General features: G+C 44.1%; 12 protein-coding genes. 5 read left to right on the top strand and 7 right to left on the bottom strand.

Annotated elements, in window-relative coordinates:
- Positions 1-35: 35 nt before the first annotated feature.
- Together CYL31_RS01960 and CYL31_RS01965 are read right to left on the bottom strand one after the other, a co-directional pair.
- Positions 36-578: a DUF3750 domain-containing protein gene (locus CYL31_RS01960; RefSeq protein ID WP_212917325.1), complete on the bottom strand. Its 543-nt coding sequence runs from the start codon at positions 576-578 to the stop codon at positions 36-38.
- A gap of 171 nt (positions 579-749) precedes the next feature.
- Complete coding sequence (locus CYL31_RS01965; protein ID WP_212917326.1) at positions 750-1,388, bottom strand: NAD(P)H-dependent oxidoreductase; 639 nt, start codon at positions 1,386-1,388, stop codon at positions 750-752.
- Positions 1,389-1,621: 233 nt separating this feature from the next.
- On the opposite strand from CYL31_RS01965, the gene sstT reads away from it, so the two are divergent.
- A complete protein-coding gene (gene sstT / locus CYL31_RS01970; protein WP_249411664.1) occupies positions 1,622-2,842 on the top strand; it encodes a serine/threonine transporter SstT in 1,221 nt (406 codons plus the stop codon).
- Positions 2,843-2,919: 77 nt separating this feature from the next.
- Here sstT and CYL31_RS01975 read toward each other — a convergent pair whose 3' ends face one another.
- The gene (locus tag CYL31_RS01975) at positions 2,920-4,554 is read right to left on the bottom strand and encodes a methyl-accepting chemotaxis protein (RefSeq protein ID WP_249411762.1); all 1,635 of its coding nucleotides are present in this window, start codon (positions 4,552-4,554) and stop codon (positions 2,920-2,922) included.
- 238 nt (positions 4,555-4,792) lie between these two features.
- Here CYL31_RS01975 and CYL31_RS01980 point away from each other — a divergent pair, with 238 nt between their 5' ends.
- Positions 4,793-6,025: an MFS transporter gene (locus tag CYL31_RS01980; protein ID WP_212917329.1), complete on the top strand. Its 1,233-nt coding sequence runs from the start codon at positions 4,793-4,795 to the stop codon at positions 6,023-6,025.
- A 127-nt stretch (positions 6,026-6,152) separates the two neighbouring features.
- Entirely contained in the window at positions 6,153-6,671 is a 519-nt protein-coding gene (locus tag CYL31_RS01985) for a glycine cleavage system transcriptional repressor (RefSeq protein WP_212917330.1), read from the top strand.
- 29 nt (positions 6,672-6,700) lie between these two features.
- Here CYL31_RS01985 and CYL31_RS01990 read toward each other — a convergent pair whose 3' ends face one another.
- Positions 6,701-7,600, bottom strand: a complete 900-nt coding sequence (locus CYL31_RS01990) for a LysR family transcriptional regulator (RefSeq protein ID WP_212917331.1) — start codon at positions 7,598-7,600, stop codon at positions 6,701-6,703.
- Positions 7,601-7,698: 98 nt separating this feature from the next.
- Between CYL31_RS01990 and CYL31_RS01995 the strand changes: the two genes are divergently transcribed.
- Complete coding sequence (locus tag CYL31_RS01995) at positions 7,699-8,640, top strand: DMT family transporter (protein WP_212917332.1); 942 nt, start codon at positions 7,699-7,701, stop codon at positions 8,638-8,640.
- Between the two features lie 29 nt (positions 8,641-8,669).
- Here the strand turns inward: CYL31_RS01995 and CYL31_RS02000 are convergent, their stop codons facing one another.
- Genes CYL31_RS02000 through CYL31_RS02010 form a run of 3 tightly spaced genes read right to left on the bottom strand, consistent with a single transcriptional unit; the run spans position 8,670 to position 13,059 of the window.
- Positions 8,670-10,223: a cryptochrome/photolyase family protein gene (locus CYL31_RS02000; RefSeq protein WP_212917333.1), complete on the bottom strand. Its 1,554-nt coding sequence runs from the start codon at positions 10,221-10,223 to the stop codon at positions 8,670-8,672.
- Complete coding sequence (locus CYL31_RS02005) at positions 10,220-11,728, bottom strand: cryptochrome/deoxyribodipyrimidine photo-lyase family protein (protein ID WP_212917334.1); 1,509 nt, start codon at positions 11,726-11,728, stop codon at positions 10,220-10,222. Before CYL31_RS02005 ends, CYL31_RS02000 begins: the two co-directional genes overlap by 4 nt.
- Before the next feature lie 11 nt (positions 11,729-11,739).
- The gene (locus CYL31_RS02010) at positions 11,740-13,059 is read right to left on the bottom strand and encodes a DASH family cryptochrome (RefSeq protein ID WP_212917335.1); all 1,320 of its coding nucleotides are present in this window, start codon (positions 13,057-13,059) and stop codon (positions 11,740-11,742) included.
- Between the two features lie 225 nt (positions 13,060-13,284).
- Here CYL31_RS02010 and CYL31_RS02015 point away from each other — a divergent pair, with 225 nt between their 5' ends.
- Complete coding sequence (locus CYL31_RS02015; protein ID WP_212917336.1) at positions 13,285-13,623, top strand: zinc ribbon domain-containing protein YjdM; 339 nt, start codon at positions 13,285-13,287, stop codon at positions 13,621-13,623.
- The last annotated feature ends 11 nt before the right edge of the window (positions 13,624-13,634 follow it).

A 13,634-nucleotide genomic window follows, 5' to 3' on the forward strand; every position in this document is an offset into this window, starting at 1 on the left:
CCGAGAAGCTGGCTTCTCGGAAATTCATGGGGAGGTTAGTTTTCGTTGTCGGCATAGCCACTACCGATGGCATTAAAAGGCATATCAAGATTCAGCTCTGGTACTTGTAAGCCAATCCAAGTAGGAAAGGTGTTGCTGTTTGGCCCTGGAAATACCGTATATTCGTTTGCCCAAGGATAACGCTTTACCGCTTCGTCTATTTTCGGGATCAACGCTTCGGCTTTTGGGCCAATAATAGACAGTACTTTTTCTGGTTTTGCGCCGAACCAATACCGATCCGGTGTGGTGGTCTTATATTCAGATAGCGCTGGCAAGCCTCTATTTACTCGCCAACCTACGACTTCATGAACCGTGTATTCAGAAGCATTCTTCTCTTTGGTCGCAACCCAGGTATGAACAGCAAACCAACCTCGCCAACTGTAAGCGTCGGCGGCATAAAATTCGATGACGGCGTTTTTTTCTGTCTCGGGTGATGGGGCAATGCCTGCGGGCTCTCGGCTTGCAGTGCGCCAATTGTCATTAGAAGAGCAAGCGCTTAAAAATAGGGTGATTAGTAGGAGTCCTAGATATTTTATCATGCTTTGTCCTTTGGTTTTTAATGTAATTAGCATACGAACATTGCAGTGAATAGGGAGTAATATTTTTGATACAATGTGACGATTCCCTATTTCTTACCAAATTCAAAAATTAGACATAAAAAAACGCCAGCAAGCTGGCGTTTAGGTTTGTTGTCTTTACGAGACAGCAGGTTAGTTCATTTCAATGACGAAATCTTCTTTTGCGCGACGTACTTTTTTCAGGTCTTTCAACCAGTCGCCTTCTTCTGCACGGTAACCTAAAGGAAGCAGAATCACAGAGCGAAGTCCGCGTTCAGTTAAGCCTAGAATTTCGTCTACTTTCACTGGGTCAAAGCCTTCCATTGGTGTGCTGTCTACGCCTTCTTCGGCAGCTGCGATCAATGCTGTGCCAAGACCAATATAAGCCTGACGTGCAGCGTGCTGGTAATTGACTTCAGCATCGCGTGGAGAATAAGTGGCTAGGATCATTTGGCGGTAGTTTTCCCAACCTTCGTTTTTAAACCCTCGTTCGTCATTCACTAGGTCGAACATATTGTTAATGCGTTCTTCTGTGTAGTTGTCCCATGCAGCGAAAACTAAAAGGTGAGAAGCGTCGGTGATTTGAGCTTGATTCCAAGCGTGAGGCACGATGGCTTCACGTAAAGCTTGGTTTTTTACTACGATGACTTCGTATGGTTGAAGACCACTTGAGGTTGCTGTAAGACGGATTGCTTCAAGAATACGGTCGACTTTTTCTTGTGCAACAGCTTTGTTTGAATCCATTTTTTTTACGGCATAGCGCCAGTTCAATTTTTCTAACAAATTCGACATTTGAATTCCTTTATAAGGTTTATGTATGTGGACAATATGGATCTAATGTGAGTTGAGTTCAAGCGAGCTTTAAGTAGAAAACAAGGATGTTGTACGAAACTTGAATGATCGGTTAAATGTCGAAGTTTGTTGATATCTTGCAATAATTTCTTTAATAATGCCCTAAAATGGTTCATTTTTTTGGCGAGATGCAGTAAGGTGCGATTCCGAAAACTTCAATGGACCCCTTTCTAATGACGTTAGATCATAAACCATCATTACTACAGCGCTATTTGCGTGGTAGCTTGGTACTACAAATTGCCATCGGGATTATCTGTGGTATCGCGTTGGCTTACATGTCACCAAGCACAGCTTTATCAGCAAGTTTGCTCGGTGGATTTTTTGTTAAAGCGCTAAAAGCGATTGCTCCGATTTTGGTGTTTTTATTGGTAATGGCATCGATTGCTAACCATAAGCAGGCTCAACAAAGTCACATTCGTCCGGTACTTATCCTGTATTTGTTTGGTACGTTTGTTGCGGCACTAACTGCTGTGGTGTTTAGTTTTGTGTTTCCGACACAACTGCATTTAGTCGCGCCAGACTTAAGCCAAAGCGCACCTCAGGGTGTGGGCGAAGTATTGCGTACACTTGTGTTTAAAATGGTTGATAACCCAGTGAATGCACTTGTGCAGGGGAATTATGTTGGCATTTTAACTTGGGCGATTGGTTTTGGTTTAGGTTTACGTCATTCCTCTGAAGCAACGAAAGCATTGCTGCAGCATTTGGCGACTAGTGTGACAAGCATAGTGTCGGTGATTATTCGTTTAGCGCCGTTTGGTATTTTTGGTCTGGTTGCCAGCACTATCGCGGAAACGGGTTTTGATGCCTTATTTGGCTATTCACATCTGTTAGCTGTGCTAATTGGTGCCATGTTGTTTATCGCATTTGTTACTAATCCATTATTAGTATTCTGGAAGATTCGTCGTAACCCGTATCCTTTGGTCTTTAAATGTCTAAAAGAAAGTGGTGTTACGGCATTTTTCACGCGTAGCTCTGCGGCCAATATTCCGGTTAACTTAGATCTTTGTAAGCGCCTAGACTTAGATGAAGATACCTATTCTGTGTCGATTCCGCTGGGTGCTACGATCAACATGGCTGGTGCGGCGATAACCATCACGGTTTTAACCTTGGCGGCTGTACATACATTAGGTATTTCATTAGATTTTGGTACAGCGTTATTGCTTAGCATAATTGCTGCTGTGTCGGCGTGCGGCGCATCTGGAGTGGCTGGTGGTTCTTTGCTGCTGATCCCGTTGGCGTGTAGCTTGTTTAATATTCCGAATGAGATTGCTATGCAAGTTGTGGCGGTTGGTTTCATCATTGGTGTGTTGCAGGATTCTGCTGAGACTGCCTTGAATAGCTCAACTGATGTTTTATTTACGGCAGCGGCTTGTCTTTCGAATGACAAGAACTAGTTAGTTCAATATCAGCTGTAGAGCAAAAAGAAGGGGAAGCGATTTGCTTCCCCTTCTTGCTTCTATGGTTTTCTAGTTTAAAGCTTAAACTGGGTAACCAATTTATCAAGTTGAACAGATAGTTTCTGTAAGTTCGTGCTTGAAGCGGTTAGCTCGTCTGCGATCTCAGAAGTTTCTGTTGTTAGCTGATTAATCTCTTCAACGTTTTTGCTCATGTCATTTACCACAAGCGCTTGTTCTTCTGTTGCAGTTGCAACTTGAATGTTCATATCGCTAATCTGACCAATGTGCGCGGTGATTTGTTCAAGCGAGCTGTTTGCTTCATTGGCTTGACCCATAACCGTGGTGCTTTGATCCTGTCCTGATTGAATCGTTGCGACTGTTTTTGCTGATTGCTCTTGCAGCTTGTCGATCATTTTTTGAATTTCATCGGTGGAAGCGGCAGAACGACTTGCAAGGTTGCGAACTTCATCGGCAACGACGGCAAACCCTCGCCCCTGTTCACCAGCTCGAGCGGCTTCAATGGCAGCGTTTAAAGCCAATAGGTTTGTTTGTTCAGAGATGCTACGAATCGTGTCTAGGATGCTACCGATTGAATCTGTTTGCGTTGCTAATGACCCAATATCTGAACTGATATGCTGTATTTCTGTAGACAACGCCGTCACGCCTTGGCGTGCCCGTGCTACTAAATCAGCTCCTTGATGTGCTTGTGTATCTGCTTCTTGGGCAGCTCTAGCAGCCTGAGAAGCGTTTTCAGCAATGTTTTCAACCGTAGCGCCCATTTCATGAATGGCCGTGGCAATCTGAGTAGTACGGTCTCGTTCATTTAAACAGTTGGTGTGTGTTGCCTTGGCTTTTGCTGCGACATCGTTTGCTGTGTGAGCAAGTTGACGAGAGTTCTCTGCAACGTTTTCAATAGCGGTACGGACTTTTGTAATAAACTGGTTGAAGTGCTGAGCAATGTCGCTGAGCTCATCTTTACCATCTAGTGTCATCACAGTACCAAGGTCAAGTTTGTCACTGGCACTTGATATGTGTTGCTGAAGATAAGAAACACGGCTATTAAGACGACGTAACATTAACCAAGCTAACAAAATAGACGCCGACAATGCGATGACGATTAAGGCAATCATGTTGTTGCGACTATTTTCATAATTGACTTGGCTTTGAGCGTAGCCTTGTTGGCCTTGTTCAAGTAGTTCATCAAGTATTTTATTGACAGCTTTACGCATGACGCCATAACTGTCTGCGTATTTGCTTTTGTATATTTCTTGCGCTGTGGTCAGGTCATTGTTTTCAATGGCTGTTAACATAGGTGCCAGCTCATCGCTTTTTACTTTAGCGAATATATCAATGATCTTTTGGACTTCAGCACGCATTTTAGGGTTTACTTGAGAGTCTAGGGCTTGTTTAAGCGCCATGTCCATCTCAGGAATATCCTCTGCACGAGTTTCTTTTACACGAGTTAATGCACCTCGTTTATCCTGCATAGCTGGAATTTCTTGCAGCAATATAATATCGATACCAACACGCATACGTGGAATGCGAGATGCGACTTCCGCAAGAGATCGCATTGGAGCACTGGTATTTTGAGCTAGCTGTTTTGTTTGCTCTTGCACGCTAGAAAGGCCTTTAAGGCCAGCCCAACTGACAAGTAAGAGGACAAGACAGGGTAGTGCGATCACAGATATAAACTGTGTTTTTAGGGACATTTTGTTAAATATCACGATGTATTACCTGCTGATTATTTTTGGATGGAGGAACTACTGTGAAACTTTTAATCCCTTATCGTTTTACAGAATAGGAGGTGCATGGTTAATTGTACAAGAAAGTTATATCAATATAGTTTTTTTTTGTACGCTGTTACTAATATCGTCTGATATGAAATCCAATAGATGACATTTTTAAATGATAGAAGAATATTTTATTGAATAATCGAAGGAGTTTTCATTGAGCAGTACATTTCGATCTCTATCCAATCCAAATTATCGGCTTTGGTTTGGAGGCGCGGCGATTTCGAATATTGGCGCTTGGTTGCAACGTACTGCTCAGGATTGGATAGTCATTGCTGAGCTATCGGATAAAAATGCTTCGGCGGTTGGTTTGGTTGTTTTCTTGCAATTTGCCCCACAAATTTTACTTTTGCCGCTTACTGGTTGGACGGCAGACCGTATGGATCGACGTAAGTTGTTGTTTATTACTCAATCCTTAATGGCACTACTGGCCTTAGTGCTGGGGGTGTTGGTTTTGAGTGGGCAGGTGGTGTTGTGGCAAGTTTGTGTTTGTGCCTTTGCTTTGGGTTGTGTTGCTGCGTTTGATGCGCCTGCCCGTCATGCCTTTGTGTCTGATATTGTCAGTGAAAAAGAATTATCAAACGCGGTAGGGTTAAACTCGGTGGCGTTTAACTCGGCTCGTTTGGTTGGGCCTGCGATTGCTGGGATCTTGATCGCGTTGATTGGTAGCGGTTGGGTATTTATGATCAATGTGTTGTCTTTTATTCCTTTATTAATTGCCCTGCATAAATTTAAAACACGCCTGCCAGCAGTTGTTGCTGATAACAGCAAAGCAACACCTGATATGGCGAAATTTTTTGATGGTTTTCGCTATATTTGGCAGCATCGGGAAATGGCTGTCATCTTGGTGATGTCTTTCTTGATTTGTAGTCTAGGGATGAATTTTTCTGTGTATCTATCGGCGATGACGGTGCATGTTTTTCAAGGACATGCGGATCAATATGGTTTCTTGATTTCCATGATGGCAATTGGCTCTATCTCTGGCGCAATGGTGACGGCAAGTCGTCGCTCATCACCGTCATTCCGCTTTATGATTTATGTTGCTGCAATGTTCGCGGTGAGCTGTTTTTTGGTTTCTATCAGTACGTCGTTTTGGGCGTTTTCCGTGTTGCTCATCCTTCTTGGCCTGAGCTTGCAGCTGTTTACGACGTCCACAGCGTCATATATGCAGGTAACTACGGAAAAACGTTATCGTGGCCGAGTGATGGCGGTAGTGTTAGCAACGGCATTGGGAAGCACTGCATTAGGCGCGCCTTTGGTCGGCTGGATTGCTGATGTCTTTGGTGCCAGATGGGCAATTGGTATGGGCAGCTTTTCAGGTGCTGCGGCTGCTTTGTTGGGCTTTTGGTTTTTGCGTAGGCAAACCCAATTGAAAAACAACACACTTTAGCCCAGTGTTAAGAGTCAAAAATAATTGCAGTCGTCTATATTCAGTTTTTAGTGTATTTTTTATTGAAAGCATCGCATGAAGCGGTTCACTCTTTTGCATAACTCTAAAAATATTGATGGAGAAAACTATGTCACAGCATCTTGTATTGAGTTTTATCGGAGACGACCGCCCTGGTCTTGTTGAACGTTTATCCGATACTATCGCTCGCCACCATGGTAATTGGTTGGAAAGCCGTATGGCACATCTAGCCGATAAATTTGCCGGAATTTTAACGGTAACTGTTCCGTTGGAGCACCAAGAAGCACTGGTTAACGCATTACGTAATTTCGAACAACTTGGTCTGCATGTCACGGTTGAACTGGCGAATAAGAAAGCGACAGAAGGATCGACCTTGTCGCTGTCCGTTGTAGGCAATGATCGACCTGGCATTGTGAAAGAAGTGTCTCAAGTGCTGCATTCCTTGATGGTTAACGTTAAAGAACTCACCACCACTTGCGAACCTGCGCCGATGAGTTCCGATATGCTGTTTAAAACCGACATGGTGTTGGCTGTGCCGAAAGATCTACCTTTGTCAGAATTGGAAGCTGCACTAGAAAAAATTAGTAGTGATTTAATGGTGGAACTATCCGTTAATCAGTTTGCTTAGTAGCTTAATTTATATACATTTTCGTTGGTCTAGAGCGGTTTTTCGTTAAACCGCTTGATCATAAAGTCGATTAACAAGCGTAGTCGTAAGGGCATGTTATCACGATCTCGGTAGAGCATTTGGCAGCCGCGGGGTTGGTTGCTCCACTCAGGTAAAACTTGTCGAAGCTCTCCTGAATCAATCAATGGCTGCGCATGGTAATCGGGCATAAATCCGATGCCTAAACCATCTTGTATAGCGCGAGTGAGCAAGCTGATGTCGTCTACTTTTAGGCGAATATTATGGTTTGGTTTATGAGTTAGCATCTCTCCAGATATAGTGTGTTGCAGTTTCCAAGTAGACATTGGTGAGCACAAGACAGTGGGGAAACCGTCCAAATCACAAGGTGTTTTTAGGCTGGATAGGTCTAAATTGATCGAGCCGCATATCACAAAGCGAATGTTCGTTAAGTGCCTGCCAATCCAATGATCGGCATTGTGGTCACCAACACGAAACGCAATGTCGATGGCTTCTTCTTCAATGTCGATATTTTGATTGGAAAGACGCAAATCCAAATGGATGTCAGGGTATTCAATCAAAAAGGCATTAAAATGCTGAGCTAAAACTTGCACGCCAAAATTCACTGGCGCAGAAATCCGAATAGTACCTTTGGCTTGGGTTTTGTCCTGCAGCAGGCACACTGCCACATCGTCTAACTCCTCAAAAAGAGATGCGCTTCGTTCATAATATCGCTGTCCTGAATGGGTTAGCTGGACTCTATGGGCGTCACGGTTTAGCAATCTTATCGCCAAGTCTTCTTCTAATTTAGCGACTCGTCGACTCAATGTGGAAAGAGGAATCTCCAATGCCGCCGAAGCTTTTTTAAAACTACCATGTTGAGCAACCGCGCAAAAACAACGCATATCATCAAGTGAATAGTTAAATTTCATATTTGGGATCTATTATCTCAATTTTGTTTATTTATTCCGTATTTAAAATCTATACACTGCGCCTTATATTTTCAAGTTTTCTTTTTGTGGAGAAAGATATGAACCGTTCGGCGAATACCAATGCTGTATTACTATTGTTGCTATGCACGTTTTTTTGGGGAGCTTGTTTTCCTGTTGGTAAGCATGCGTTGGGAGAAGTGCACGCGCTGACTTTGGTCATTTGGCGTTTTGCCATTGCTGCTGTTTGTTTGTTTATTTATGCCAAGTGGAAAAACATGTCGATGCCTAGCTTAACGGCAAAACAATGGGCGTGGGCGATTGGCGTTTCTATCATTGGTGTTGGTGGATTGAATCTGGGTTTGTTTACTGGTTTGGCGCAAACAGATGCCAGCAATGGCGCCTTGATCATGGCGCTTAGCCCCTTGGCCACGTCTTTGATTGGCTCTTTGTTGCAACGCAAACTGCCAGCACGCGGTGCGGTTTTTAGTTTGGTGGTTTGTTTATCCGGCGTGTTGCTGGTGTTAACCAATGGCGAGCTAAAACGCTTGTTGGGTTTTGAGTTTAATCACGGTGATCAAATGATCTTTTTGGGTATGCTGTGCTGGAGTCTTTATACCTATTTAACGCAAGGTGTGAGCCGCTGGATGCCAATGATTCCTTATACTCTAGTTGGCATGCTATCAGGGCTAGGTGTGATCTCTTTGGTCACGGCTTTTAGTGCTGAGGTTCATCCACTGCAAGAAAGTTTAGCGATTAGTGGTTATGTGTTGGGTGATTTATTGTTCATCGGTGTGTTTGGTACTGTTGGTGGTTACTTGTTGTGGATTTCTGGCGTTAAACAGCTAGGTGCGGCGAACGCTTCGTTGTTCTTTAATTTTGTCCCTGTCTTTGCGGCGTTGACGGCATTTGCTTACGGTCAAACTGTAACAAGCTTGCAGCTATTAGGAGTAGCGATTGTGATTGCCGGTTTGTTACTGCCAAGAATCGTTAAATGGCAGCAACAGCGTTTTAATCGCCAAGAAGCTACATCGGTTAATTAAACTTTCAATCAGAAAGTAAAAAGTAGAAATTACAGCGATTCAATGTTTTCCAAACACCATTCGGCTCTTTCTAAGACGGCGTGCTTTTGCGCGTCGTCTTGCTTATCCCAATTGCCGTAAATCATACCTATGCGATGATTTTTCGCCAAGCGTTCTCGATGCTTCACCATGAAGCGCCAATATAAGCTGTTGAGAGGACAAGATTCCGCGCTGGTTTTCTCTTTTACCTTGTAATGGCAATCACCGCAGTAATCGCTCATTTTTTGCATATAACTTCCGCTTGCCGCGTAAGGTTTGGAGGCAATCCAACCGCCATCGGCAAATTGGCTCATGCCGCGCGTATTGGGCAACTCCACCCATTCCAAGGCGTCTACGTAAATGCCTAAATACCATTCGTCGACTTGCTGCGGCTGAATTTCGGTTAATAAGCAAAAGTTGCCCGTCACCATCAAGCGTTGAATATGATGCGCATAAGCATAATCGAGAGACTGTCCAATGGCGCTGGCAAGGCATTTCATTTTGGTTTGCCCGTTCCAGAAATAGCTGGGCAAATCTCGCTCAGCGTTTAGGGCATTTTGTTGTTCATAGTCCGGCATATTGATCCAATACATGCCACGTACATATTCGCGCCAGCCGAGGATTTGCCGCACGAAGCCTTCGATTTGAGCGATGTCGATATTGTCGTTTTCTTGATAAGCCGCAATAGCGGCTTTTATCACATGCTTTGGGCTGATCAATTTCGCATTGAGGGCAAAAGACAGACGTGAATGGTACAAACTCCAGCTATGTTGTGTTTGGTTAGTCATGGCGTCTTGAAAACGGCCAAAATTCGGCAGCAAATGCTCGCAGAAAAAGGAGAGTAAATTCAGCGCGTCTTGGCTGGTGACAGGCCAAAGTAAACTGGATTCTGCTTTGCCAAGGGAAGGGATATTGTGACGTTGAATGCGTTCAAGCAAATGTGTCACATTATGCTGAAAACACAAAGGTGTTGGTATATCTGCTAGATCTTTTACTTTGAGTTTATTGCGATTGGCGCTGTCGTAGTTCCATTGTCCGCCTTCAGGTTCTCTTTCATCGGCCATTAATATGTTAAAGCGCTGGCGCATCTTGCGATAAAAATGCTCCATACGAACGGTGCTTTTTGCCTGGAAAAAGTTAGGTATCTCGTTGAATGGTAATAAGAAGTGCTCGCTATCGGCCATCCTAATTTTGGGCTTTGGGTTGCTCGCGATTAACTGGTGATATTGTTGAAGCACGCGATATTCATCGGGGCGTTGCAGCTCTATACGATCAATATTATGTTGTTTAGCGAGGCTTAAAATGACTTCTTCTAGGCTCTGGTTTTGCGTGTCATCCAAAGTGAGGTAACACACGTCATGGCCGTTCTCTTTTAAGGCGCTGGCAAAGCGTTCCATGGCAAGGAAAAACGCACACAGCTTTTGAATATGATGTGTGACATAGGTGGCTTCTGGGTGCAGTTCAGCGATCAGATACAGCACACCTTTATCTTGTGCTTTAAACCAAGAGTGAGCGGCGTTTAATTGATCGCCAAGAATAACGCGCAGCGTGTGGAACTGTTTCATGAAGACTTCCTTGGTTGCGGTTGTCTGGATTTTGCCCGACTCTTCGAACGAACATGGGTTGCTAAAATACGCTGTTTTTCTTGTTGTACATTTGGCTGTTCCCGATACCCCCAAAGGCGATCACGGGCTTCTTTTGAAGCTTCTTTAAGGCTGACAATGGGCGCCGGATAGTTTTCACTAATTTTGAATTGATATAAGGCTTCTTCCATTGGTGACATTTCCCAAGGAGAGTGTATCAACGGAGCAGGTACTTCAGCCAATTCCGGCACCCAACGGCGAATAAACTCGCCATCTGGATCTTGGTCTTGAGACTGTTTTACGGGGTTATAAATTCGAATGGCATTTGAGCCAGTGACGCCAGCTTGCATTTGAAATTGTGGGTAGTGAATCCCCGGCTCAAAATCGAGAAACAATCTTGCTAGGTGATGCACGCCAAAGCGCCAATCAATATTTAAGTGATGACATAGAAAGCTGACGAGCATGGCGCGCATGCGAAAATTAATGTAACCCGTTTTATGCAAAGCTCGCATACAAGCATCAACAATTGGATAACCCGTTTGACCTTGTTGCCAAGCGAGTAAATCGGCCTCGACCTGATCATCTTGCCTATAAGGGAAGTGGACGTAAGCTCGGTTAACATGCTGAAATTCCATGCGGCATTCGCTTTCGAATTTTTGCATAAAATGGCAATGCCAGTGTAATCGAGAGCTGAGTGCAATGAGCGTACGTTTCCAGCCAGCCGTTTTCCAGCGAGACAGCAGGTCTTGATAGACTTCTTTTATGCTGATATTTCCCCACGCTAAATAGGGCGACAGCCGAGTGCAAGCTGATCGACTACTAAGAGGACTGGAAATGGATCGATAATAGTCTTTGCCGCGCCCTTCATAAAAACTGTCTAAGGTTTTCCAAGCCAGTGTTGGACCGCCCGTTTGAATACCTTTTTGGGGTGTTTGCCATGGGGCTGGAATTGTAAGCGTTGGCGTGTTTATCTCATACCAAGTTATCGCTTCAAGTTCGATGTTTGCCAAGGGGGCGCGCATGACATTTTGCCAATCTTCATCCCAGTTTTTTCTGTTATCGAGTGGCCGTATCACTGCGCCAGTTGGAGATTCGTGCCAAGATATATTTCGTTGCTGACACCAAGATTTAACTTCTATATCACGCTGAAAGGTGAGCCCAATGCCAATTTCTTCACTACTGAATAATGCTTCAAACTGCGTGGTTGCATGAAGCACTTCAAGAGCCGGTAAGGCTTCCTGCCAAACAATATGTATGTGACCGCCATACTCAGCCAGTTGGCGGTTCATATCTTCTAAAGACTGCCAAACAAAGCGCCAGTGACGCTCACTGTAATGTGGGTCCGCAATCAGGCTGGGCTCAAATATATAGAACAGAATAATTGGTCTCTTTTGCTCTATCGCCGTGGCAAGTGGCAGATGATCGCTTAGGCGCAAGTCTCTTTTTAGCCATACGACGACAGGTTTTACTGGCGTGTCGACAGTCATCTGATGGTCGCTCATTGGGCTGGATAAATCGGCCAGTCAGCCGCATCGACTGAATCCAATTGTGTATCGTAGACTTGGCCTTGCCATTTATGAATAAAATGCTGGTTTGGGTCGTATTGTTCGGTTTGCTTTTGCAAATTGAAGTGACGGCCACCTCTTGGGTCGGCTCCAACCCCAGCGATATATTGCCAATTGCCCCAGTTTGAGCCAACACTGTAGTCGATCAATTGTTCTTCAAAATAGGCGGCGCCATAACGCCAATCTATGCCTAATTCATAGATCAAACAGCTGGCGGCAATTTGGCGACCTCGGTTGCTCATAAAGCCCGTTTCATTTAGTTGTTTCATACAAGCGTTCACCAATGGATAAGGCGTATTACCTTGACTCCATTTACGAAAACGCTCTGCGTAATAACTGCCTTGGTTTTGCTTTCCTGTTAAGCCACCGGGCAAGAAAAGTTGCTTGCCGTAACGAGTCGCATACCAATGAAAATACTCGCGCCATAGCAGTTCGAAATAAATCCAATAGGTTGATTCGCTTGCACCATGATCTCGCTCGTAAACGTCTATACTGGCTTTGATTTGTCTGGCAGACAAACTGCCTTGAGCCAACCATGGCGAAAACTTAGTGGAGTTTTCCCAGCCGTCTAATTCGTTACGTGTTTCTTTATAAAGGCTTGGGAGATTGGTTGAGAAGTAATCGCTCAGCTGATCTATCGCGGCTTGCTCTCCGCCTTTGAATGCGCTGCTGTCGTCTATTTGCTTAAGCTTCAAAGGGCGAATGCGTTGAATGTCGAAATCCGGTGCTGGTGGTAGTTCTTGCAAGGCAGGTAAGGGCGTAAAAGTGTTTAAGCTCTCAACTAATCGACGGAATTTTGAAAAAGAATCTGGTAAATACGTTACATCAAATGGCAGCTGAGATGTCGAAAATAAGCTCAAACCATGGTCCAGATGAATACGCACGTCAGGGTATCGGCTGGCGATCCGCTTGAGTGTTTGTTGCTCGTCCCAACCGCCATGATGATTACGATATAGATGTGAAATTGGTACTTCGTTGAGAAGCAAATTTAAGCTGGTGGCCGCATCCATGGAACTGACGAATAAAGTTTGCCCCAAGGCTTGTAACTGCAGTGCTAAATCTTGAAGACCTTGATCTAAAAATCGTCGGCGATTGGCAGACATGCCTTGCGTTGCATATCGGCTAGGGCGATTGTTATGAGGCTCATCGCAATAAAGGCAGACAAGGTAATCGACCTCCTGAACTGCTCTCCATAGCATGTTCTGATCTGCACAGCGCAAATCATCTCCGAACCAAATCACACCTAGCTTCATTACAAATTCCTATTTATTTGAGTCAATTAACCTTAGTACGTATTTAAGAGAACATTGGTTTAAATAAGATGCAAATCTGCTTTGTATTGATCATATCGGATGGTTTTGCTTTAAAGACTGAATACCGTCTAATTAAATTATTTTTATTGGCAAGCAAAAACCATAACGAAAATAGGGTTATAATGCGTGAAATTTTCCCGTTTACGTTAGAAGGTAGTGATAAATATGAGTCTTCCAAATTGCCCAAAATGCGATTCCGCTTACGTGTATGAAGATCAAGCTATGTTGATTTGCCCAGAGTGCGCGCATGAATGGAACCCAAATGAAGTTGTGGTTGATGAAGATGCGCTCATTATCAAAGACATGGGCGGCAACTTATTGCAAGAAGGCGATAAAGTGACGTTGGCGAAAGACCTGAAAGTAAAAGGCTCTTCTCAAGTGCTAAAAATCGGCACTAAAGCGACTATTAAACGCCTTGTCGATGGCGACCACGATATTGATTGCAAATTAGATGGCGGCGGCGAAATGATGCTGAAATCTCAGTTCGTGAAGAAATCTTCCTAAATAGCTAACCT

It is taken from the genome of Marinomonas sp. A3A (assembly GCF_018336955.1).
GTDB lineage: Bacteria > Pseudomonadota > Gammaproteobacteria > Pseudomonadales > Marinomonadaceae > Marinomonas > Marinomonas lutimaris.

Coding starts and splice junctions, on each gene's coding strand:
- CYL31_RS01975 (WP_249411762.1), bottom strand. CDS start 4,554: ATGTCCCTAAAAACACAGTTTATATCTGTGATCGCACTACCCTGTCTT.
- CYL31_RS02015 (WP_212917336.1), top strand. CDS start 13,285: ATGAGTCTTCCAAATTGCCCAAAATGCGATTCCGCTTACGTGTATGAA.
- CYL31_RS01985 (WP_212917330.1), top strand. CDS start 6,153: ATGTCACAGCATCTTGTATTGAGTTTTATCGGAGACGACCGCCCTGGT.
- CYL31_RS02010 (WP_212917335.1), bottom strand. CDS start 13,059: ATGAAGCTAGGTGTGATTTGGTTCGGAGATGATTTGCGCTGTGCAGAT.
- CYL31_RS01960 (WP_212917325.1), bottom strand. CDS start 578: ATGATAAAATATCTAGGACTCCTACTAATCACCCTATTTTTAAGCGCT.
- CYL31_RS02000 (WP_212917333.1), bottom strand. CDS start 10,223: ATGAAACAGTTCCACACGCTGCGCGTTATTCTTGGCGATCAATTAAAC.
- CYL31_RS01965 (WP_212917326.1), bottom strand. CDS start 1,388: ATGTCGAATTTGTTAGAAAAATTGAACTGGCGCTATGCCGTAAAAAAA.
- CYL31_RS02005 (WP_212917334.1), bottom strand. CDS start 11,728: ATGACTGTCGACACGCCAGTAAAACCTGTCGTCGTATGGCTAAAAAGA.
- CYL31_RS01990 (WP_212917331.1), bottom strand. CDS start 7,600: ATGAAATTTAACTATTCACTTGATGATATGCGTTGTTTTTGCGCGGTT.
- sstT (WP_249411664.1), top strand. CDS start 1,622: ATGACGTTAGATCATAAACCATCATTACTACAGCGCTATTTGCGTGGT.
- CYL31_RS01995 (WP_212917332.1), top strand. CDS start 7,699: ATGAACCGTTCGGCGAATACCAATGCTGTATTACTATTGTTGCTATGC.